This is a genomic window from Nostoc sp. DedQUE05, assembly GCF_034530955.1.
Taxonomy (GTDB): Bacteria; Cyanobacteriota; Cyanobacteriia; order Cyanobacteriales; family Nostocaceae; genus Nostoc.
Genome location: NZ_JAVRCB010000048.1, coordinates 38,311 through 60,842, shown reverse-complemented (window position 1 = coordinate 60,842; position 22,532 = coordinate 38,311). Strand labels below are relative to the sequence as shown.

Here is a 22,532-nt window from a genome sequence, read left to right as displayed (position 1 = left end):
TTCGTCTCATGGTTAGGCGATTAGCTGCTTAATATTTACTTTACGAATCAGCTCTGAATCCAAATGCTCGAATTAATTATATTAAGAGCATAGTTGTTGGGAAGGTTGCGGTTTAAGACTCCCATCCTACAGGTGACGCTTATATGGACATTTACGCGATCGCCATCACTACGATCGCAAAGCGTTTGGAGGAGAAGATAGGCGTTACAGTAAATCTAGTGCTGTATAGGGACTTCAAAATTTATAATGAATTTTTGATAAACAGCTAAAAATTAGACTAGGCAATAAATACAGATGATCCGACCGCGTAAGGTCTTTGCTCAACATTGGCTCAAAAGTGAAAAGGCGCTCGACGCAATTATTAAAGCAGCTGAGTGTACACAAAGCGATCGCGTCCTAGAAATTGGGCCTGGCACTGGCATTCTAACTCGTCAGTTATTGCCCTTAGTAGAATCTATGATTGCAGTTGAAATAGACCGCGATTTATGTCAACTGTTATCAAAGCAACTCGGTAAGACTAAAAATTTCCTATTGCTGCAAGGCGATTTTCTCACCCTAGATTTACCATCTAATCTACTAGCCTTTCCTAATTTCCAAAAGCCAAATAAGGTAGTAGCCAATATTCCTTACAACATTACAGGGCCAATCATTGAGAAACTACTGGGTACGATCGCTAACCCCAACCCCGAACCATTTGACTCAATAGTGTTACTGGTACAAAAAGAAGTCGCAGAAAGATTGTATGCTAAAGCAGGATCAAAAGCTTTTGGGGCGTTGAGTGTGCGGGTACAATATTTGGCTGAGTGTGAGTTGATCTGCACAGTCCCAGCCGCCGCATTCCATCCACCGCCAAAAGTCGATTCAGCAGTGGTGCGATTGCGTCCCCGAAAAATAGAAATACCAGCGCTTAATCCCCGACAATTAGAGAATTTCTTAAAATTGGGGTTTGGTGCCAAGCGCAAAATGTTACGAAATAATTTGCAATCAGTTATAGAACGCGATCGCCTGAGCCACTTACTGGAACAATTAAAAATAAATCCCCAAGCTAGAGCCGAAGACCTCAGCGTTCAGCAATGGGTAATTTTAGCAAATGAACTGGGAGTAGAAAGTAGGGAGTAGGGAACAAGGCAGATTTTTCCCATTCGTCCTTCTTCATTCCCCATTCCCCATTCCCCACTTCTAGAAAATGCGTTCCTACAGCCTAATTGCCCCTGCTAAAATCAACTTGTATTTGGAAATCATTGGCGATCGCCCCGATGGTTATCACGAGTTAGCCATGATACTTCAAAGTATCGGACTTGCAGACAAAATTGATGTGCGTTCTCTCAGCACTGACAGCATTCGTGTTCACTGCAACCACCCACAAGTACCGACAGATAAAAGTAATCTGGCATACCGAGCAGCAGAATTAATGGTAAGGCAATTTCCCGAAGCCTTTGCTAAATATGGGGGTGTGGAGATTACCGTTAATAAGCAGATTCCTGTAGCTGCTGGGTTGGCTGGAGGTTCGACAAATGCAGCAGCTGTATTGGTGGGGATAGATTTATTATGGAAGTTGGGGCTAACTCAGTCAGAATTAGAAGAGTTGGCAAGTACACTTGGTTCAGATGTACCTTTTTGTGTAGCGGGTGGAACTGCGATCGCAACAGGTAGGGGTGAGCAACTTTCTCCCCTGCCGAGTTTAGATAACATATATATAGTATTGGGGAAATACCGCAGTCTGGAAGTTTCCACACCTTGGGCATACAAAACTTATCGACAGCAGTTTGGTCATTCTTATATTAGAGATAGCAAAAATTTGGAAGCGCGTGCTAATGCAGTTCATTCAGGGGCTATAGTAAAAGCTATTCTGGATAGAGATGCCAGAAAAATTGCCCAAAAACTGCACAATGATTTAGAGCGTGTCGTATTGCCAGCCTATCCGCAAGTCTTGCAGTTGCGAGAAATGTTTGCAAATCAAGAAGGTGTTTTAGGAACAATGATGTCTGGTTCTGGGCCAACAGTTTTTACTCTTGTTGAGTCTCAGCAGCAGGCAGAACAAGTCAAACTGCAAGCTAGGGAAGCAATTCTTGATGAAGACTTAGAATTGTTTGTGACTCGGACAATTACACATGGTATTCAGGTGGCATCTTCAATTTAAATAAATCTTTATTGTTAATGAAGTATGGGCAATAAGCTGATGAATGAGCTTTTAAGTTGCATAGTTCAAATCATCAAAAAAACGCAAAGATGCAATTTAAATGACAAACAATAATTATTCCTAATGCTCCAATCCAAAATCTAACATCTAAAATCTAAATATTATGAATGACCAAAATCTAACGCCGCAAACAAATGCTAAAGAACAGGTGACAGCTAGTCCGTTACGCTGTTTTACTGGGGCGGCGATTTCTGGAGGGATGGCATTTGCAGCCTATTCGCTGATGATTGCGATCGCGACAAATTTTGCTAGTAAACCGATCCATTCAATCAATCCATTGGTGGTAAAGATTTCTTCTGCTGTTCGTACTCTGGTAGTTGGTGTAGTTGCTTTAGGTAGCGGGATTTTTGCTATAGTGGCAATTGGTTTGTTGGCTTTGGGAGTACAATTATTAGTGCAGCAATTGACGAAGCAAAAAAGTAGTGAAAACTAGTAATTTACTTTTAATCAGTAATCTAAAAGCACAAGTTTTTCTAATATTTTGCAAGGAGTTGATTTTACTCTTGCCAAATTTATTTAGCACAAGCAGCAGGTGCAGATGCAGTGCTACTGGTTCCAGTAATTCTCTAGTTTATTGTATCCCTAATGTTATCAGACATAGATCCTTGAATAGCAAATGTTGTAATTTTAGTGAATAGTATAAAATTTGACTTTAAAAGATTTTTGGTTGACACTTTATAGACTGGCTCAATATTCACGAATTTATGCGGAATTAATACCAACGACACTGAAATAAATAACATTATTTATAAGCAAAATTTATGAACACAATCAAGAGATATTTTTTACCCCCTATTTTTGTGACAATGGTTGTGAGCCTTGGTAGTTGTAGTTCTAACCCTACCGCAGGTAATATTGACAGCGCAACTTCATACCCTACTACAGTACCAGCACCGACGAATAGCCTACCTTCTCAGTCTCCCAGCCAAATTCCTAGCGTAGCTCAGTTGAGAGAAAAGTTTCCTAATCAAGAATCTTCTAAGGAAAATACGCCTTCTTCACCAAAGGAAAATACGCCTTCCTCACCAACTTCTAAGGTTGCCACTAGCAAAACTACTAACGTAACACTATACACAAGTGATACCCAATGTCAAAAGCTAATTCCAGAAAAGATTTCAGTACCAGCCGAGGAACCAGTGACAAATGTCGTAAGTAAAATCTTAGAAAAACGAGATACAAGCGACTTTAGCTTGTCTGGGTATCGTGTCAACATCAAAAATGGCATTGCTACAGTTGATTTACGAATATCTCCTGAGTCAAAGCGGCAAATAACTTCTCTTTCTAGTTGTGAACAGTTTGCTCTGTTTGGCAGTCTCCGCAAAACCTTAACGAGTAATACTCAATGGAATATAAAAGAAGTTCGCTTCACGGAGCGAGGCGAGGACATTGTTCTTTAGTTAAATATTGTAATAAGTGCCGTCATCAGCTAGCTAAAAAAATTTTCTAATCTGAACAGCTACAGGACTCATGCATCAGTAGTTGTCAAAATAGTGGATTTTCTAGCCAATTGAAAACAGCTGTAAATAGTGGTATGCTTAATTTTAAGCATAAGTTTATGTTAGCAATTTGCGGGTGTAATTCAGTGGTAGAATGTCATCTTCCCATGGTGAACGTCGTGGGTTCGAGTCCCATCGCCCGCTCTAGAATCTTGTACATTCGCTAATTATATGTCGCGATTCGCAAATTAGTGTCGTTTTCCGCAAGTTAATGTTGATCGGGCTATTTTTTAGAGTCAATTTAATTATGCTAGTTTTTTGCAAATTAATGTCGTATTAGATTATGGTTTAATTAGCACACTAGCTTCTATATTAAACTTAATTAAACTTACTCACCAATATTCTGCTAAACCAAGTTTCAATGGGTAAATTTTCCTACTCCGTTCTCAGGACTACCCTTACCCATTAAACATAATTATGATGAAGCAACTAATCAGTGAAAGTAACTGGTAGCATATTGTCTTTACAAGAAAATACTCATTTATTTCAACCTTCCATTAGCCAGTATGGATTTTGACACTTTATATGATTTCCAGAATAAAAATTACCACTCAACATCATTCCATCGTAGAGGAGAACGGCTGTTGGCTCTTTTAATCGGTAAATTCTTTCTTGTAAATCACCTTAGTATTGGGAAGATGACATTCCTTTCAACCCTCTTAAGCAACTTTTAGACGAGATGGTTCTTGAGCATCAATAGCTAGTACTAATTGGAACAGACGCAAATACTTTAAACCACCCCTAGCCGGGATGGTTGTTGAAACTTAGTCCAGTATTCAAAGTTGAATTTAACTGAATACTTTCAACCCACCCCTAGCCGGGATGGTTGTTGAAACCAAATATCGCCAGAACACTGGTTAGTTCTTCAAGAGCTTTCAACCCACCCCTAGCCGGGATGGTTGTTGAAACTCTACCCGTCTAGAACCCTTGCTATAAAAGCTTTCCATACACATAATTTGGCAGGTCTGCTTAAAAAGTCTCGAACTGAAAATTAAAAAACTAAATGCATTGACATACTAGTTTCTTAAGCCAAGACTGGATAAGGGTTTTAAAGTTTTGGCGGGACTCCAGGGATTTTGCCCCCGCTTTGACACGCCAAAAAAATATTTGGAGGGTTCCCCCGACGAAGGGGGTGATTCAGTAGCCACCACTGTGGTAATCCACACCGTTATGAATAACGACTATGGCTAAAAGCCTTACTGCTTATTGCTGGGAGCGCACCTATCCTGTCTTGCGACAGCAGCATCAGAAGCGGGCAGCTACCAGGGTCAGAAAGCATGACGATCTTCCAACCGCCAAACTAACCCAGATTTTTCACAGTACATTGGCTCAAAAGAGCATGAACTGCGGCGCTGTTATAAAAATATTATATTTTCTAGGTTCGGATTCGTGAATTAAATTTAAGCGGCTTGACGTTCTTGGTAAGCAAAGACGGCTAAATTTCCCGCTTTTTCTTGTGGACTACCTTTGATTGGCTGTGTACCAATTTCAGTAGAAATTCCGACTTGTGCAGCTTGGGATTTAATACTTTCAATTAATCGACCGTAACTCCAGCGATGAATGCTCATACGATATTCTTTGGCATATTTTTGTTGAGCTTCCTTGTAACCAGGACATTTCTTCTCTGCTCTGGATTGGATTTCGCTACTGATTTGCTCACGCATATCGCGGAGTTTTGGGATAACTATGCTGTCTGCTTGATAGGTTTTGGCGATCGCAATAATTGCATCAGCCAATAATCTATCTACATATTGCCCTAACTCTGATTCACCAAAGGAGTTTGGCGCATTCTGTTTCTGAGCTTTGTGCCGTTCGTGAGATAGGCGTTGCTGTTGTTGTCGCTGACGATTGAGAAGATTGTAGTTTTCACCAAGTAGTTGTTTTACACTGCGATAAGCTAGAACTTCATTTTTAACAACATCTACCACCGCTACTGTGACTGGCTTTTTTAGACCAAAACTAACGCCAACTAGGATTGAAGGTTGACCTTGATAATTAGGCTTGCTGGGACGAGGGAAAGGGTTATTAATTCGATCTAGCGTTGATTGCTGACGAGTGATAAAAGCTTGCTGTTTATCTTTGAGGTCAGCTTTCTGTTTTACTTTCGTTAAAGTGTTGGTAATTCTGGTGACTTTCTCTTCAACCACCTGTTGAGTTCCTTCAGTAGTCCACATCCGAGTATCTAAAGAGCAGTAAAGATGCAGCTGATTTACTTTCCATACTTCACCTTTTTCTTCACCTGGCAACCAAGCAAGCCTCCCTGAACGCAGAGTGAACAAACTGCTTGAATGTTGGTTTTTACTATTGCGTTTAATTTCTTGATCCTCTAAAAAGCGTTGAAAGTAATGCAAATGACGCTTATCACAGTAAATCTGAAAGGTCAGTTTTCCCAAGCCATTGAACCGAACAAAGAGACGACCTTTGTCATTTTTTAACCATGTCATATCTTCGTTAGATTCGTAAGCCACGGGAAAGGGGACATCAGCAGTTTTTCTTAAAAGTGCTGCTTGCCAAGCTTTTGCTTCTTTTTCATTTTGAGCTACATTAGCTGTAGCAATTTCTAAAGTTTCTAACCACTCTTCTCCTGTCAAATCTCTACCTTTCGGTATGCGGCTTTGAAGTTGGTCTTTTAATCGCTCAATTTCTATTTCCTTTTTGCGTCTATTTCTAGTAAATTCTTCTGGGTCTTCGTCGAGTTCATTGATTTTACACTTATTTTTGAGCAGATATGCGAGAGCGCAACGAGTAAGAGGGTCTTGTGTTGCTCCGTAAGTGTTTAAGAGAATTTGGAAAAGTGAAGATTTTTTGGACTTTGTAGATTTTTTAGTGTTTTTGCCCTTTTTCTGGTTGCTATTCTGCTCGGACTGAGGGGTAAATTTGGTAAGAATTTCGGTGGCTTTAGTACGAATTACGTTTAAGCTACATTGACTTTCTTGTTCGAGTTCTAGATCGCTTTTGAGCATTTTCAGCCAACGCTCTTTCCCTTCTATTTGGTACTTTCTGCGTTTTTGTAAGGCGAACCAGGATTTATATACATAATCCACTAAAGCGATCGCTGAGGTGTAAAAGCGTCCAGGTTGATCAGCAAAACGCTCTTGAGTTTCGAGGGAGTTAACAAGTGTTTTAAGTAATTTAGTAGGTATTTTGCCTTCTTCTAGCCAGGTTTCAAATCCTGGGTGCTTTCCTACCTGTAGCAACAATTCATTGATAAGTGGTGTATTTTTTTCAGCCATAAGTTCCCACAGTTGACGGAGAGTGTCTTCTTCCGCAACCAAGCGACATTGAATTGTAATAACGCTCATGGTGTCCTCAGCTTTGTGGATTGGGTAACACTGACAGGATTGTTAATTGTTTTTTTACTTCTAATATTATAGCGCAATGCCGCAATAGCGCAATTCCGCAAATGTTTTTTTACTGAGAGGCTGTGCAAAAATGAAAGCCGCAAGCTTTGGCTTCAAATTAGGATGGCAGAAGAAACTAGAGAAGTTCGGGGTAGACTCCCTAAAGACTTAAAAATCGCTTTTGAAATTGCCTGTGCGCGTCTGGAATTGACCCAGACTGCGGCTTTGGAGGAGGCGATTAGAGATTGGTTAAAAAAGAAAGAGTCCGCTACTTATGAAAAGTAGCAGGATTGTGGAAAGCGATCGCCTTTTACTCGTGTAAACTCTAACTAAGAACTTAGCTGTAATTGTTGAACAGCAGAGGCGATGTTTACGACGGCTACGCCTACGTATTCTTTTTTCTTAGAGCGATCGCTTTTTAAAATGCGACGTGTTGTTTCAGCACAAGCGTAAATTGAATTTGCTCACAAGAAACCCAGCAATTAAAATTTGGTTTTTGGAAAATTACCTTGGATACAACACCTCTTGCTTTACCGTAATGCTGCTGAGGTAGTTTGTCTCAAATTGCATTATCAAAGATATGTACTGAACTTTATATATTAATCGTAATTTTACGAAGTAACTTAGTTACCGATTAAACATTACAAATAATATCTATTGGCACTTTAGAGAGGGCAGGTAGTAAGAAATCAATCCTTACTGCCTATCCTTTGCTGCCTACTCTTAAATACAGAGAAACGATGACGGAAACGTTAAACCCTGCACCAGGCTCTATAGTCAATTGTCGCAATCGGCATTGGGTTGTATTACCTACCGAAACTGAAGATATAATTCGCTTGCGTCCTCTCTCAGGGAACGAAGAGGAAATCGCAGGAATTTATCAGAAGCTTCAAGAGTTAGGGATAGAAACTCTGCAACCAGCAACCTTTCCCTTACCAAACGCTATCAGTATTAAAGACCATACAGCAGCAATATTACTGATGGATGCAGCACGTCATTTGCTGCGAAGTGGAGCAGGGCCATTTCGGTGTTTGGGACGTTTATCATTGCGTCCTCGTCCTTATCAGTTAGTGCCTTTATTGATGGCGTTGCGATTAGAGACAGTGCGTCTACTCATTGCAGACGACGTGGGAATTGGGAAAACCATTGAAGGTGGATTAATTGCTCGTGAACTTTTAGATAGAGGTGAAGTAAAGCGGATAGCTGTCCTTTGCCCTCCTCATTTATGCGACCAGTGGCAGCAAGAATTACGCGAAAAGTTTCATATTGATGCTGTGGTAGTCCGTTCTGGAACAGCTTCTAAATTGGAGAGAGCAATCCCAAATGGTTCTCATATATTTAGTTACTATCAACACCTGATTGTTAGCTTGGACTATGCCAAGGCAGAACGCCGTCGTGCAAGTTTTATTACATACTGTCCTGATTTTGTAATTGTGGATGAGGCGCATACTTGTACCCGTCCCAGCAGCAAGAGTACATTTCAGCAGCAACGTCACCAATTAATTCAGCAGATTGCCGAGAAAAGCGATCGCCATTTATTATTACTTTCGGCTACTCCTCACAGTGGCATTGAAGAGTCGTTTTTATCCCTGCTAGGATTGCTGCAACCGGAGTTTGAGCAATTAACCCTAGACCGCCTAACAGAGAAACAGCGAGATAAACTGGCAAGTCATTTTATCCAGCGTCGGCGGGCAGATGTTAAGCAGTGGTTGGGGAATGAAACGCCTTTTCCTGAAAGAGATTCAGAAGAAAAGCCTTACAAGCTATCGAAGGAATATAAGCAATTATTTGATGATGTCTACAACTTTGCTCGTGGGCTAGTAAAAACTACAACGCAAGACATGAGCTATGCCCAGCGTCGGGGACGTTACTGGTCAGCCTTGGCGTTGATTCGTTGTGTGATGTCTTCTCCCGCCGCCGCAGTAGCAACGTTAAACCGTCAGGTGAGTAAATCCGGTGACGATAGTTTGCTTACTGATTTAGACGAAGATTTAATGAGTTCTTACGTTTACGACTCCACAGACCAAGAGCAAGCTGTTGATGCAACTCCGACTGTGGTTGTAGAACAGGGACAGCAAAGCTATGGCGATACAGATAAACGCAAACTCAGAGCTTTTGTGCAAGCAGCCCAAAAGTTACAGGGTGAGAAAGACCAAAAATTACAATCATGTATCGGTTCCATACAAACCCTGCTTTCAGAAGGTTTTAACCCGATTATCTGGTGTCGCTATATTGCTACAGCAAATTATGTTGCTGATACTCTCAAGCAAAAACTAGAAAAAAAGGGGAGTCAAATTCGAGTTATTGCTATTACTGGGGAACTTTCAGAAGACGAACGAGAAATTCGCCTGCAAGAATTAAAGTCATATCCTCAAAGAGTTTTGGTAGCTACCGATTGTTTGAGTGAAGGGGTAAACCTGCAATCACATTTCAGTGCGGTGATTCACTACGATTTACCCTGGAATCCGAATCGTTTGGAACAACGGGAAGGACGTATTGACCGCTATGGTCAAACTGCAAGTCAAGTTAAAACTTTCTTGCTTTACGGTTCAGATAATCCGGTAGATGGCGCGGTTTTGGACGTGCTAATTCGTAAAGCTGTACAGATTCATAAGACATTGGGAATTACTGTTCCCGTACCAATGGACAGCACCACAGTGTCGGAAGCTGTTTTTAAATCTTTATTTGACCGCGCTCAAGATGCGGTGCAATTGTCTCTGCTGGATTTATTGGATGAAAAAGAATCTGCTGTTGACCAAGTTCATAAAAATTGGGACAAAGCTGTAGAGCGAGAAAAAACTAGCCGTACTCGCTTTGCTCAACGTTCAATCAAACCTGCGGAAGTAGAGCAAGAACTGATTGAATCTGAGCAAATTCTGGGTAGTGAAAAGGATGTAGAACGGTTCGTGTTGTCAGCAGCAAATCGCCTATCTTGTTCGTTAAGCAAGAAAAAACAGGGTTGGTTACTATCCACAATTCCTAATTTTCTCCAGCCTGCACTGGGAGATAAGCCGCGCTTGCTCACCTTTACAACCCCTGCACCAGAAGGGGTGGAATATGTAGGACGGAATCACCCTTTGGTAGAAGGTTTAGCGCGTCACATTATTGAAGATGCACTCTCAAATAATCAAGAACCTGTAGCAGCACGGTGCGGTTTTACTACGACGGATACTGTCACCAAGCGCACGACTTTGCTGTTATTGCGGCTACGGCATTTGTTAAACAGTCCCAAACACCAAAGTTTGCTGGCGGAAGAGTGTGCAGTAGTTGGATTTACAGGCCCTCCATCAAATCCCATCTGGCTGATACCAGAGGATGCAAAATCTCTGCTGGAACAAGCTAACCCTGTGGGTGATGCGCCTCTAGGCATCAAACAAGCGGAAATTGAAGAGTTACTCAGCAAAATTACAGAGATTGAGTCTGATTTAGAACTATTTGCTAGAGAGCGATCGCATTCTCTTTCCCAATCCCATCGGCGAGTCAGATCCATCACCCAAGAAGGACAGATTCAGGTTAAACCCCAGCTACCAATGGATATTCTAGGGGTTTATATTCTCCAGCCTGGAAAAATTCGTAATTCGTAATTCGTAATTCGTAATTCGTAATTTTTTAGACAATTTTTAATATTAGGTGCGTGACAGATGAGTGTAGCAAGGATTACTTTAGCAGGCGTTCAGATTGAAGGGAATTTGCTAGCAGCCGATATTACTGCCGAATTGCTGGCAGGTAATATCAAAGGGCAAGCACCAGAGGATTTTGGTTTTACGAAAACTGACAAGCTAGCAGATGAAATTGCGATCGCTTGGGGTGATGCTAAAGCTTATTGGGTTGCATTTCAACGGCAATTAGACAGGTTAGATGCAGATGATACCGCTACCAGCGTTACCCGCGAACTGTGGGTAGTTCCCTTGCTACGAAGTCTCGGATATAACCCTGTTTACACTGCAAAAGCCGAAGTCGTGGAGGGACAAACCTATGCGATTTCTCATCGTGCGGAATTAGGCGAAAACAAGCCACCAATCCACATTATTGGTTGTCGCATCAAGGTAGATCATCGTCCTCCCAGTGGCACACCCAGGTTATCAGCACACGCACTGGTGCAGGAGTATCTTAACAAGACGGAACATTTGTGGGCGATCGCAACTAACGGTTTTCGCTGGCGGTTACTGCGCGACTCTTCCTTGATGACTCGTCTTACCTACGTTGAATTTGACTTAGAACAGATTCTCAACGGTGAGAACTTTGCCGAATTTGGGCTATTTTATCGGTTGTTTCACCGTTCACGCTTGCCTGAAGGTATGGACGATGCCGATAAGTGCTTGCTGGAATATTACCACCAAGAAGCACTGCAACAGGGTGGACGGGTACGCGACAGACTCCGAGATGGGGTAGAAAAAGCACTAATACAGCTAGGCACTGGTTTTCTACAACATCCCAGTAATGAAAACTTGCGGCAGAAGCTTGCTGCTGGTACAGAATTAACAGATATCGGATATTATCGCCAACTGTTGCGGCTGATTTATCGTCTGCTGTTTTTGATGGTGGCAGAGTCTCGCAATTTATTAATTGGTGAAGATGTCGAGAAAGCACGAATCTACCGAGAATATTACAGCATTGAGCGACTGCGAGAGTTAGCCGAGCGTCCCCATTGGCGGCGGGAAGGCTTTCAAGATTTATGGCAGGGTTTGCGGGTTACATTCTTGCTGTTTGATGAAAATTGGCGGGGAAAATATTTAGGATTATCACCATTAAATGGCGATTTATTTGGTTCGTATACTCTACCAGCTTTAGATGATTGTGCTATTGATAATCACGATTTGCTAGTAGCGATTCGGGAGTTATCATTATATCAAAATAAGGGGCAATTACGACGGGTAAATTATGCTGCCTTGGATGTGGAAGAATTGGGTAGTGTATATGAAAGTCTCCTTGATTTTCACCCAGAAATTTCTCCTAAAAATTACGAATTCAAATTAGTATTTGGTAGTGAAAGGAAAACTACTGGCTCTTACTATACGCCACCGCAGCTAGTAGGACAACTGATAAAAACAGCTTTAGAACCTGTAATCGAAGAAAAACTTCGTAGTACAAAAGAAAAGCTTCGGAATGCAGAAAGCAATTACGAATTAGAAAAAGCACTTCTCGACCTCAAAATTGTAGACCCCGCCTGTGGTTCCGGTCATTTTCTCTTAGCCGCAGCACGTCGGGTAGGAAAGGAATTAGCTAAAATTCGCACTGGGGAAGCTGAACCAGGTAGTGAACCTTTAAAGTTAGCGATTCGAGATGTTATTCAAAATTGCATTTATGGGGTGGATTTAAACCCCTTAGCTGTTGATTTGTGCAAAGTAGCCTTATGGATTGAAGGCTTTTCTCGCGGCTTCCCTCTTAACTTTTTAGACCACAGAATTAAGTGTGGTAATTCCCTTGTGGGTGTGATGGATTTGAGTTGTTTGAATGAAGGAATCCCTGATGAAGCGTTTAAGCCAGTAACAGGTGATGATAAAAAACTATCTACACAGCTTAAGAAACGGAACAAAAACGAACGAGATAAAGCAGGACAACTATCAATTGGTGAGAAGTTAGAAACTGATAGCGTAGATTATGCGGAAATGTGGCGACAGTTGGGGGTAATTCCTGAAACCACACCACAACAAGTTAAAGATAAGCAAAAGCAATATAAAGAGAATCTGCAAGAACCTAGTTGGTGGTTGAAATATTCTGCTTGCAACTTATGGACAGCAGCATTTTTTATGTCATTAACTGAACATCATTTACAGTTACTACCGACAACTGAAGCATTAAACCGTTTAAAGCGTGAAAAAGTAGAAAAAAATCGTAAATCAGAGGATAATTACGAATTACGAATTACGAACTACGAATTAAATAAGGTTGTAGATGCGGCGAATAAATTATCTGAAGAAAAACACTTTTTTCACTGGTGCTTAGAGTTTCCTGAAGTGTTTGAACAAGGTGGATTTAATTGTGTATTGGGTAATCCGCCTTGGGAACGGATTAAGTTACAAGAGAAAGAATTTTTTACTTCTAAAAGTGCGGAAATTGCTAACGCTGTAAATAAAGCAGCGCGGGAGAAGTTAATTAAGGAATTACCCAATAAAAATCCTGAGTTAGCACAAGCATTTGAAGATGCGAAACATGATGCTGAGGCACAAGGTAAATTTATTCGGGAGTCGGGTAGATTTCCTTTAACTGCGGTGGGAGATATCAATACTTATGCTATTTTTGCTGAGACTACGAGAAAGTTGATTTCTTCTGATGGAAGAGTTGGGGTAATTGTTCCTACCGGAATTGCAACTGATGACACTTGTAAAATGTTTTTTGGAGATTTGACGCAGAAACAAGCTTTAGCAAGTCTGTATGATTTTGAAAATCGAGAAGCTTTATTTACTGCGGTACATCGTAGTTATAAATTTTCACTACTGGCTATGAGTGGTAAACCAATCAAACAGAGTAAGTTTGCCTTTTTTATAACTCAACCAAAACAATTAGATAATCAATCTCGTCTATTTCAGCTTTCACCTCAAGATATTGCTTTAATTAATCCTAATACACTAACTTGTCCGATTTTTAGAACTAGTCAAGATGCTGAACTTACCAAGAAAATTTATCAGCGTTTTCCTGTTTTGGAGAATGAAACCCAGTCTAAAAATACATGGAATACTTTTTATATGAGACTAGTTGATTTAGGAGATCATTCAGAAAATATAAGATTCCCCTGGCAAGAAAAGGAAGAAAATTGTGATATTCCCCTCTATGAAGCCAAACTGATATGGTTATATGACCATAGATTTGCAACTTTTGAAGGACTTCCACAATTAGATTTAATCGATGGTAAAGCAAAAGCAGTAAATGATAAAGATAAATCAAATCAAGATTTTAAACTAGTTCACAGATACCATTTGCAACGCAGTTTCGCAGAAAGCTTATTTGATAAATATTCCGAATATACACATAAATGGTTATTAGTTTGGCGAGATATAACTGGCGCTACAAATGAAAGAACTTGTGTTACTACAATTATTCCTAAATTTTTAGCCTCACGCAGTTTACCTGCATTAGGATTTACTTCTCGCTCCAATCCATGTTTATTAATTGCTAACTTAAACAGTTTACTTATTGACTATATAACACGTCAAAAAATAGGTGGAAATCATTTAACTTATACAATTTTAAAACAACTGCCCGTTCTTCCCCCAGAATTATACACCGCAGAAGATATCAAATTTATTAGCGATCGCGTACTTGAATTAGTCTACACCGCCTGGGATATGCAACCCTTCGCTAAAGATATGGGATACGACGGCGAACCCTTCATTTGGAACCCCAACAGACGCGCATTATTAAGAGCAGAATTAGACGCATATTACGCCAAACTCTACGGACTCACCCGTGATGAACTGCGATATATTCTAGATCCTGCTGATGTCTACGGCGTAGACTTCCCCAGCGAAACATTTCGCGTGTTGAAGAATAATGAAATCAAGCAATTTGGCGAATATCGCACCCAAAGATTAGTCCTAGAGGCATGGGATAGAATGTTTAAGTAATTAGTAATTAGTAATTATGAAAACAGATGCAATTTTTTACGAACTAATTAGAGAACTACCACAAATATTTTTTGAATTAATTGGCAAGCCTGACACCAATCCTAATGTTTATGAATTTACTGCACTAGAAATTAAACAAAAAAGCTTCCGATTAGATGGTTTATTTTCCACGATTGCAGGTTTTGAGAATGAGCCATTATATTTTGTAGAACTCCAAACATACAAAGATGAAGAATTCTACGAACGACTTTTTGGTGAAATTTTCCTTTACTTCCGTCAATATAAACCAGCAAACTACGAATGGTATGCAATTGTTATTTACGACAGACGTATTAATGAAACTCTACCCCACCCACGTTATCAGTTTTTGATAGAACATCATGTGCGTCGTATTTACCTTAACGAGCTTAACAGCGAAACAGATGACTCTATAGGGATAGGAATTACAAAATTATTTGTAGAAACTCCAAGAAAAACTCCGGCTATTGCCAAAAAACTTATAAACCAAGCAAGAGAAGAGTTAACTGATGAAAACTTACGTCTGAAAGTGTTAGCATTTATCCAAACCGTTGTTGTTTACAAATTTCCAGATATGACCCTGGAGGAAATAGAAACCATGCTTAACTTAGGTGAAGATATAGAAAAAACTGCTTTTTATCAAAGTATCCTGAAAAAAACTAAGTTACAAGTTGTACCAGCATTACTGAAGAGAGGACTAAGCATTCAGGAAATTGCTGAATCATTAGAGATAGATGTAGAAGAAGTAAGAAAAATTGCAGAAGAACAATAAGTATTTTGTTATTTTCCGTCTCTATAACGGGAAATATAGTAGAGAGGGTGCGTTAACGAACTAACGCACCCTCTCTACTAAAATCTAGAATCAAACTTTATGAAAATTATTATAAAACTACAGGAATTATTACAGCAGCCTGAAAATGCAATTTTACCTATTAGCAATTTATTAAGTCAAAAATTAGCATTCCTAGATTGTACAGGAGTAATAGCTGTTACACCAGAACAATTAACTTTGCTATTTACAAGTATTCCTCAAAATTGGGATATACAAGAAATTGCAGAAATCTTTGAATTTTCTACTATTACTCAAACCTTTAATCACCAACTTCGAGAATGGATTGACCAACGCTTCGGTCGAACAAATCCTCAAGTACCAGCAAAGACTAATTCATCTTCTTCTACCAATTCTCAATTCCTTGATATATTTAATTTTCGCAACGAAGTAATTGGCGACTACCGCCGCTATATTGAAAGCTTCCTTAAAATCCGCGACGAAAAAGTAAAAGCATTTGTCGATAACGAGTTAGAAAAAGGTCAACTCTGGACTGACCCTTTAGTGCAACTTAACCCTAAATATCGTCCAGGCGCATCAGTCACTACATTAGTACAGCAACGTGTTCTCCATCCCGACTGTACACGCTACTTTTCACAAGATGGTAAACCTTTTACCTTCCACTACCACCAAAAAGAAGCCTTTGAAACAGCACAACGTCAAGAACCCTACGTTGTCACTACAGGAACCGGTTCCGGTAAAAGCCTAACTTATGTTGTACCCATCATTGATGATTTGCTACACCATCCTGAAATCAAAGGAGTTAGGGCTATTTTGGTTTATCCCATGAATGCCCTAATTAATTCTCAAGAAGAAGAATTAAGAAAATTTCTCAAACAAGTACCTAACACCCATATTCGCGTTGAAAAGTACACTGGGCAAGAAAAACTAGAGAAGAAAACCGAAATTCAAAATAACCCGCCCCAAATTTTGCTCACAAATTACGTGATGCTAGAGTTAATGCTGTCTCGCACTCACGAAGATAAATTAGTAGCATCCCCCGATTTAAAATTTCTCATACTAGATGAACTGCATACTTACAGAGGACGGCAAGGTGCAGATGTCGCCATCTTAATTCGCAAACTTCGGCAACGCTGCGGCCAGAAACTTCTGTGTATTGGCACTAGCGCCACCATGTCTTCCGAAGGTTCCCGCCAGCAACGCCGTCAGGTAGTCGCAGATGTTGCTAGTAAATTATTCGGCGTAGAAATTCAACCCAGCAACGTCATCGATGAAACTTTAGAACGTTCTATCAAAAGTGCTGCACCCACCACCGAAAAATTGCGGGAAAGCATTACCCAAGGTTTACCTCCAAAGTCCGAACAAACCTTAGACGCTTTTAAACAGCATTCCCTTAGCCACTGGGTAGAGATGAACTTTGGTTTAGAAGACAAACAAGGACATCTCGTCCGCCGCACACCCATTACCCTAGAAACAGGTGCAAATCAACTCGCAAATGAAACCCAACTCAACGAGGAAACTTGCTTAAATATCCTCAAACAGATATTTCTTTGGGGAAGCAAAACTAAGGGGTTGGCATTCCGCCTGCATCAGTTTATTTCCCAAGGGGGTAGCGTTTACGCCACCATTGAAAATCGAGACAAACGACTTCTCACCCTGGAAGGCCAGTACACAACCACCGAAAACCGCCTGCTTTATCCCCTCGTCTTTTGTCGGGAATGCGGACAGGATTATTATGTAGTACGCTACGATTCTGAAAAAGATATTGTACTGCCCCAATTACCCACAGCCTTAGATAGTCTTGACAATGAAGATATCAAGGAAGGCTATCTAACCCTTGATGAACCCGGACTTTGGGATAAAGAAGACGAAGAGAGACTTCCTGACTCATGGTTTAAAGAAACTAAAAGGCAAGGGCGTATTCCCGAAAAGAAATATGCACCTTTTATTCCCCACAAACTGCAAGTTTTACCCAACGGTAAAGTCATAAATTCTGTATTACAGGGAACTACCTGTTGGTTTATTCCTAAACCCTTTCTTACCTGTCTCCACTGCGGTGTATTGTACGACCAAAAGAAAAACGAATTTACCAAACTCTCTCGCCTAAGTAGTGAAGGACGCAGTACCGCAACAACTCTACTTTGTCTTTCTACCGTCAGTCGCCTCAAGCAAGTTTTCACTGGCGAGAAAGCCAAAGCCGCAAAAATCCTCAGCTTTACTGATAACCGTCAAGATGCTTCATTACAGGCAGGACATTTTAATGATTTTGTCCAAACCAGTTTCTTACGGGCAGCTTTGAATAGTGCTATTCAAGAAAATGAAAAGTTAACTCACAAAGCACTTGCGGCGGAAGTTGTCAAACAGATGGGTTTATCTCAAGCAGATTATGCAATTGAAGCCGCAGAATTTGGCTTTGGTAAACGCAAGAATGAAGAGGCTTTTAGCAATTTAATTGAATATCGGCTATACGAAGATTTGCGTCGCGGTTGGCGAATTGTCCAGCCAAATCTAGAACAATGCGGTTTATTAACCATAGAATATGCCGAACTATTAGCGACTTGTGAAAATACTCAACTCTGGCAAAAATACCGCCATCCAATTTTACTGCAAGCCTCACCTGCACAAAGATATTTTGTCGTTAAAACCTTCCTCGACCACCTCAGAAAAAAATTAGTAATTGATGCGAAAATTTTACAACGAGAGGGTACAGAACAACTGAAAAAGGAAGTATCCCAAGCACTAAAAGACCCTTGGACTATTGATAATTTTGAATATTTACACGAAGCTAGTTGGGCAAGCCTCAGTCCCACAGAAAAAAAAGGTAAATCACGGCGAAATACAATTAGACTGACATTTCGTGGTGAAATCGGGCGCTTTCTGCGTTCTAATCGGGCATGGAATTGGTTACAAAAACCTTTACCAGAGTCAGATTATAACCAATTAATTAATGCTCTGGTAAATGCTTTAGCAGATGCAGGTTACTTATACAAAAAGGAAGAAGAAGTCCAACTAAAAATTAATTCAATGGTCTGGGTCGCCTCAAAATTAAGTGAAATTCCCCCCGACCCTTTAACCTCCCGTCGTTTGCAGGGTAGCGACAGAAATACTTCTGTCAACCAATTTTTTCAAGACTTCTACCAAACTAATGCCCATCAAATTAAAGCACTAGAAGGGCGAGAACATACCGGACAGGTAAAAAACGAAAACCGCCAGAAACGAGAAGACGCATTCCGTCATGGCAAATTAGCAACTTTATTTTGCTCCCCGACAATGGAATTGGGGATAGACATTTCCGACCTCAGCGTTGTCCATCTGCGGAATGTTCCCCCCAGTCCAGCCAATTATGCCCAACGCAGTGGTCGCGCCGGCAGAAGTGGACAGGAAGCTTTAGTAATTACTTATGCCTCTATTGGTAGCGGTCACGACCAATATTTCTTTAAACGTCAAAGTCAAATGGTTGCTGGTGTCGTCGCCCCACCCAAATTAGAACTAGCAAACCAGGATTTAATTAAATCTCATGTGTATTCAATTTGGCTGGCACACACTGGCTTATACCTGGAAAATTCCATGAACCAAATTCTGGAGTTAGATTCGCCGGAGTGTCCGCTAAAAGAAGATGTGACTCAGAAAATCAAGATGAGTCAGGAAAAATTAGCCAAATGTCTGACAGCCACAAAGCTGATTTTATCTGATACCTTCTGCCAAAACGATCTGAACAAAACCTCTTGGTATTCTGAAAATTGGTTACATTTTACCCTAGAAAATGCAGATAATGCCTTTGATCAAGCTTGCGATCGCTGGCGTAGACTATACAAAGATGCAGTTGAACAATTAGAAAAAGCCCGCGACAGCACAAGTCGTTATACCAGAGGCTATGCAACCCAAGAAGAACGAGATATCGCTAAAGCCCAAGAAAAAGAAGCACTGCGACAAATTGACCTGCTAGTAGGACAAGTCCAAGGCAAAAGCAATAATCAATTTGAATTTTACCCCTATCGTTACTTTGCTGCCGAGGGATTTTTACCTGGGTTTAACTTCCCCCGCTTACCAGTCCGGGCATTTATTCCCACAGAAGAAAGTGGCGAATTTATTTCCCGCCTCCGCAGCGTGGCTTTGAGAGAATTTGCTCCTGGTAATGTTATTTACTACGAAGGTAGTAAATTCATGGTAGCTAAAACCAAAATTCCTGTTGGTGGTGCTGACTATCAACGGGTAAATGTCTGCTTTAAATGCGGTTATTTCCATGAAGGGGCAACCAGTCACCGCGATACCTGTGAGAACTGCGGGGCAAAACTTGTCGATAGTAACAATAATAAGGCTTTGCTTACACGCTTATTATCAATGGAAACTGCGATCGCTTGGAGACGAGAACGCATTACCTGTGATGAAGAAGAACGCCTGAAATACGGTTACAACATCACCACCCATTTCCGTTACGACCAGCAAAAACGCCAATCAGCAACAGTACAGACTGCCGATGGTACAGAATTATTACGTTTAACCTATGGCGCTACGGCAGACATCTGGCATATTAATCGCGGATTGAATAAGAAAAAAAGCGAGGAACGAGGATTTAAACTCGATATCAAAACTGGTATTTGGGGCGATGCCAAAAACGACTCAGCAAAAGATAGCATTCACGGCGACGTTAACTTAATGGTGAACAACACCTGCAATATTCTGGTTGTTGAACCATTAGGTGTACCCACAGACGAAAGAGAAGCTTTTATTGCCACCCTCCAATATGTCTTGGAAACTGCCATCCAAGCAGTGTACAAGTTAGAAGCCGACGAACTCGACTCCGAACGCCTGGGAGACGGAAAATATTTGCTGTTCTGGGAGGCTACGGAAGGCGGTGCAGGTGTTCTTTCTCAACTATTAGAAAAACCTAATGCTTTTCAAAAAATAGCCGATGCAGCTTTAGATATCTGCCATTTCAAAGAACCTAAAGATACCTGTATCCAAGCTTGCTATGAATGCTTACTTTCTTACCGCAACCAGTTCGACCATGCTTTGATAAATCGTCATCTTATCAAACCCTTACTTGACGAACTGCAAAACAGTACAGTGCAGGTAGAAGGAATATGCCGTGATGAACAGTATCAACAACTCCTGCAACAAACAGACCCCAATTCCGAATTTGAACGCATAGTTCTAGATGAAATTTATCACCGGGGATATAAATTACCCGATACTGCACAAAAATTGATTCCAGAGTCAAACTGTAAGCCAGATTTTCTTTATAAAGAAGATTGCATTGCTGTTTTCTGCGACGGTTCAGTTCATGACAGCCCTGAAAAACGCAAGCAAGACCAAATTGAACGGGATAATCTCAAATACAACACCAATTACCATATCCTTGTCTTACGACATGATGAAGATTGGCAAACATATCTAGCCATCTTGGAGAGTTTGTAATCGAATTTAAGTGGCTAAAGTAAACTGAAATTCAAACTCTTCCATCACTTTAGTCAAAGAAAAATCTCAGCCAGCTTTTAAACAACACGCAGAAACTGGGTTTGGAGCTTTATTTTCTAACATTATGCTTAGAATCATCTGTTTTACCTGAAAGTCTTGTATACCAATAATTATTGTTTTTTCTCTGGAGAGAGTGATGTAAGAGGATTATGCCGCCTTGCTAGGCTCTGTTTTAGCCCTGCGCTTAAAATCTTCAATGTCAATTACTTTGGATTGTTTAGCTATGTCCCAAATCTCATCAACAATATCTCGTAAAGCTGGGACAACTAGCAGTGTATACTGACCAATTCCTTTACCACGTCGATCTCCTACCTTAAGCACTGAAATTCTTTCGGCAAAATCTGACCAATCATGATCTATCCAAAAAACCTCTTCGTTAATCGCTACTATCCGCTTATCTCTCAAGCTTTTATTGATTTGATACTCTTCAAAGAAATCTAAAATCTTCCGAATAACTTGAAGCGAAGTAGTTTCTCTGAGATTTCGTATTGCTCTAATGTCTAAAACCTGTTGCCAGCTGTAGTAAACTTCAGGCTTTTTCTTACCGTTCCATTCCCGTGTAGGTTTGATCAGCTCTGAACGCTCAAGATACTGCAACTGATTGGAAGTTGCCCCAGTCAGTTCCATTGTCTCTCGTCTAGTAAACTGTCCAATTACACTCATATTTAAATAAAACGTATTCAAAAACGCAAAAATAAATACATCTGCTAGTATAGTTTTTAGTGCATGAGCCAAGCGCCACTTAGCCCATGCTGGTTGTTTTTTCCTTTTTTACAAGGAGGTTTTCCTATGCAATATCATCCAGGTCAACTAGCTCAGGTTAGTGGTCAATATGCAGTTATTGACACACTGGGAAGAAACACAGGATATGAAGTTACGGTTGTTAGGGGAGAACCCTTTCCACCAACTTCTGCTCCTGGTTACACTTTTGTACTGGTTGACGCGACGAAACATAGAAGATAACTCTATCTTACCTTTGCTGGTTTTTTAAGTAAAAGTAAAATACATCTTCAAACAGGGACGGAATATTAAGTATTCCGTTCCTATTTTTGTTAGAAGCAATATGAATACAGAGACAAATTTAAATGAAAGGCTAAAGCAGTTGATTTTAAGAAGATTTATGACGCTTTGCCATCTTTTGAAAAAGTAAAAAGCAATGTGGACATTCTCCTTGCTCTCAATCTGCGAGAACTAAGAAGAGTGCCTCATAGTTAGTGCATTTTGTCACACCCAACTGGTGGCGATCGCACTTACGCCACATCAACAATAGAAACAACTTTATCATCACCACCATCCGGGGCATATTCCAAAAGCTCACCAGGCTGACAATTCAACGCCCTGCAAATCCCGTTTAAGCGTTCTGGTGTTAATCGCGGCATCTCGTCAACCTTGCGAAGTCTATAAACCGAATTTTCTGTTATCCCTAGCACCTCTGCCAAGTCCTTGTTTCTAACCCGCTTTCGCGCCATCACTTCATTTAATTTCCAACGAATCACTTTATCCAAAGGCATATCACTACATCCTCAGTTTAGTAGCTGCTAGACGTAGATTTCTCTACTTATCAGTATCTATGCTTAAAAGTAGATTTATAACATTCTAAATTTTATTAATCTACACTTGACGTAAATCTACGTGTCACGTAGA

At 40.5% G+C, this 22,532-nt stretch carries 13 protein-coding genes, 1 tRNA gene and 1 pseudogene; 12 read left to right on the top strand and 3 right to left on the bottom strand.

What is annotated here, in order from left to right; translation table 11 throughout:
* The first annotated feature begins 294 nt into the window (after positions 1-294).
* The 6 genes and pseudogenes from rsmA to RMZ42_RS28230 all read left to right on the top strand — a co-directional run bounded on the left by rsmA (position 295) and on the right by RMZ42_RS28230 (position 3,840).
* On the top strand, positions 295-1,119 hold the full coding sequence (gene rsmA, locus RMZ42_RS28250; RefSeq protein ID WP_322674530.1) for a 16S rRNA (adenine(1518)-N(6)/adenine(1519)-N(6))-dimethyltransferase RsmA: 825 nt from the start codon (positions 295-297) through the stop codon (positions 1,117-1,119).
* Positions 1,120-1,186: 67 nt separating this feature from the next.
* Positions 1,187-2,140 (top strand): 4-(cytidine 5'-diphospho)-2-C-methyl-D-erythritol kinase, encoded by a 954-nt coding sequence (gene ispE / locus RMZ42_RS28245; RefSeq protein WP_322674529.1) that lies wholly within the window; start codon positions 1,187-1,189, stop codon positions 2,138-2,140.
* Positions 2,141-2,303: 163 nt separating this feature from the next.
* Entirely contained in the window at positions 2,304-2,633 is a 330-nt protein-coding gene (locus RMZ42_RS28240; RefSeq protein WP_322674528.1) for a DUF3082 domain-containing protein, read from the top strand.
* A 43-nt stretch (positions 2,634-2,676) separates the two neighbouring features.
* Positions 2,677-2,767 (top strand): annotated as a pseudogene (locus RMZ42_RS34820) (indole-3-glycerol-phosphate synthase TrpC); the annotation flags it as partial.
* A 194-nt stretch (positions 2,768-2,961) separates the two neighbouring features.
* A complete protein-coding gene (locus RMZ42_RS28235) occupies positions 2,962-3,597 on the top strand; it encodes a sporulation/spore germination protein (protein WP_322674527.1) in 636 nt (211 codons plus the stop codon).
* 171 nt (positions 3,598-3,768) lie between these two features.
* Positions 3,769-3,840 (top strand) — tRNA-Gly (locus tag RMZ42_RS28230).
* A gap of 1,256 nt (positions 3,841-5,096) precedes the next feature.
* On the opposite strand, the gene cas12k is transcribed toward RMZ42_RS28230, so the two are convergent.
* Positions 5,097-6,998, bottom strand: coding sequence for a type V CRISPR-associated protein Cas12k (cas12k, locus tag RMZ42_RS28225; RefSeq protein ID WP_322674526.1), 1,902 nt, complete (start codon positions 6,996-6,998; stop codon positions 5,097-5,099).
* Between the two features lie 162 nt (positions 6,999-7,160).
* Between cas12k and RMZ42_RS28220 the strand changes: the two genes are divergently transcribed.
* The 5 genes from RMZ42_RS28220 (at position 7,161) to RMZ42_RS28200 (ending at position 20,828) form a co-directional block, all read left to right on the top strand.
* Positions 7,161-7,322, top strand: a complete 162-nt coding sequence (locus RMZ42_RS28220) for a hypothetical protein (RefSeq protein WP_322674525.1) — start codon at positions 7,161-7,163, stop codon at positions 7,320-7,322.
* Between the two features lie 455 nt (positions 7,323-7,777).
* On the top strand, positions 7,778-10,621 hold the full coding sequence (locus tag RMZ42_RS28215; RefSeq protein ID WP_322674524.1) for a helicase-related protein: 2,844 nt from the start codon (positions 7,778-7,780) through the stop codon (positions 10,619-10,621).
* A 57-nt stretch (positions 10,622-10,678) separates the two neighbouring features.
* Positions 10,679-14,602 carry an Eco57I restriction-modification methylase domain-containing protein gene (locus tag RMZ42_RS28210; protein WP_322674523.1) on the top strand — a complete coding sequence of 1,308 codons (3,924 nt, stop codon included), beginning with the start codon at positions 10,679-10,681 and terminating at the stop codon, positions 14,600-14,602.
* A 16-nt stretch (positions 14,603-14,618) separates the two neighbouring features.
* Positions 14,619-15,392 carry an Rpn family recombination-promoting nuclease/putative transposase gene (locus RMZ42_RS28205; RefSeq protein ID WP_322674522.1) on the top strand — a complete coding sequence of 258 codons (774 nt, stop codon included), beginning with the start codon at positions 14,619-14,621 and terminating at the stop codon, positions 15,390-15,392.
* Positions 15,393-15,491: 99 nt separating this feature from the next.
* On the top strand, positions 15,492-20,828 hold the full coding sequence (locus RMZ42_RS28200) for a DEAD/DEAH box helicase (RefSeq protein WP_322674521.1): 5,337 nt from the start codon (positions 15,492-15,494) through the stop codon (positions 20,826-20,828).
* Between the two features lie 207 nt (positions 20,829-21,035).
* Here RMZ42_RS28200 and RMZ42_RS28195 read toward each other — a convergent pair whose 3' ends face one another.
* On the bottom strand, positions 21,036-21,551 hold the full coding sequence (locus tag RMZ42_RS28195) for a MerR family transcriptional regulator (protein WP_322674520.1): 516 nt from the start codon (positions 21,549-21,551) through the stop codon (positions 21,036-21,038).
* Between the two features lie 126 nt (positions 21,552-21,677).
* On the opposite strand from RMZ42_RS28195, the gene RMZ42_RS28190 reads away from it, so the two are divergent.
* Positions 21,678-21,851 carry a hypothetical protein gene (locus RMZ42_RS28190; RefSeq protein WP_322674519.1) on the top strand — a complete coding sequence of 58 codons (174 nt, stop codon included), beginning with the start codon at positions 21,678-21,680 and terminating at the stop codon, positions 21,849-21,851.
* 287 nt (positions 21,852-22,138) lie between these two features.
* Here the strand turns inward: RMZ42_RS28190 and RMZ42_RS28185 are convergent, their stop codons facing one another.
* Positions 22,139-22,399, bottom strand: a complete 261-nt coding sequence (locus RMZ42_RS28185; RefSeq protein ID WP_190895668.1) for a helix-turn-helix domain-containing protein — start codon at positions 22,397-22,399, stop codon at positions 22,139-22,141.
* Positions 22,400-22,532: the final 133 nt, after the last annotated feature.

Excerpts from the sequence above, each read along its gene's own strand:
- rsmA (WP_322674530.1), top strand. The coding sequence starts at position 295 with ATGATCCGACCGCGTAAGGTCTTTGCTCAACATTGGCTCAAAAGTGAA.
- ispE (WP_322674529.1), top strand. The coding sequence starts at position 1,187 with ATGCGTTCCTACAGCCTAATTGCCCCTGCTAAAATCAACTTGTATTTG.
- RMZ42_RS28240 (WP_322674528.1), top strand. The coding sequence starts at position 2,304 with ATGAATGACCAAAATCTAACGCCGCAAACAAATGCTAAAGAACAGGTG.
- RMZ42_RS28235 (WP_322674527.1), top strand. The coding sequence starts at position 2,962 with ATGAACACAATCAAGAGATATTTTTTACCCCCTATTTTTGTGACAATG.
- cas12k (WP_322674526.1), bottom strand. The coding sequence starts at position 6,998 with ATGAGCGTTATTACAATTCAATGTCGCTTGGTTGCGGAAGAAGACACT.
- RMZ42_RS28220 (WP_322674525.1), top strand. The coding sequence starts at position 7,161 with ATGGCAGAAGAAACTAGAGAAGTTCGGGGTAGACTCCCTAAAGACTTA.
- RMZ42_RS28215 (WP_322674524.1), top strand. The coding sequence starts at position 7,778 with ATGACGGAAACGTTAAACCCTGCACCAGGCTCTATAGTCAATTGTCGC.
- RMZ42_RS28210 (WP_322674523.1), top strand. The coding sequence starts at position 10,679 with ATGAGTGTAGCAAGGATTACTTTAGCAGGCGTTCAGATTGAAGGGAAT.
- RMZ42_RS28205 (WP_322674522.1), top strand. The coding sequence starts at position 14,619 with ATGAAAACAGATGCAATTTTTTACGAACTAATTAGAGAACTACCACAA.
- RMZ42_RS28200 (WP_322674521.1), top strand. The coding sequence starts at position 15,492 with ATGAAAATTATTATAAAACTACAGGAATTATTACAGCAGCCTGAAAAT.
- RMZ42_RS28195 (WP_322674520.1), bottom strand. The coding sequence starts at position 21,551 with ATGAGTGTAATTGGACAGTTTACTAGACGAGAGACAATGGAACTGACT.
- RMZ42_RS28190 (WP_322674519.1), top strand. The coding sequence starts at position 21,678 with ATGCAATATCATCCAGGTCAACTAGCTCAGGTTAGTGGTCAATATGCA.
- RMZ42_RS28185 (WP_190895668.1), bottom strand. The coding sequence starts at position 22,399 with ATGCCTTTGGATAAAGTGATTCGTTGGAAATTAAATGAAGTGATGGCG.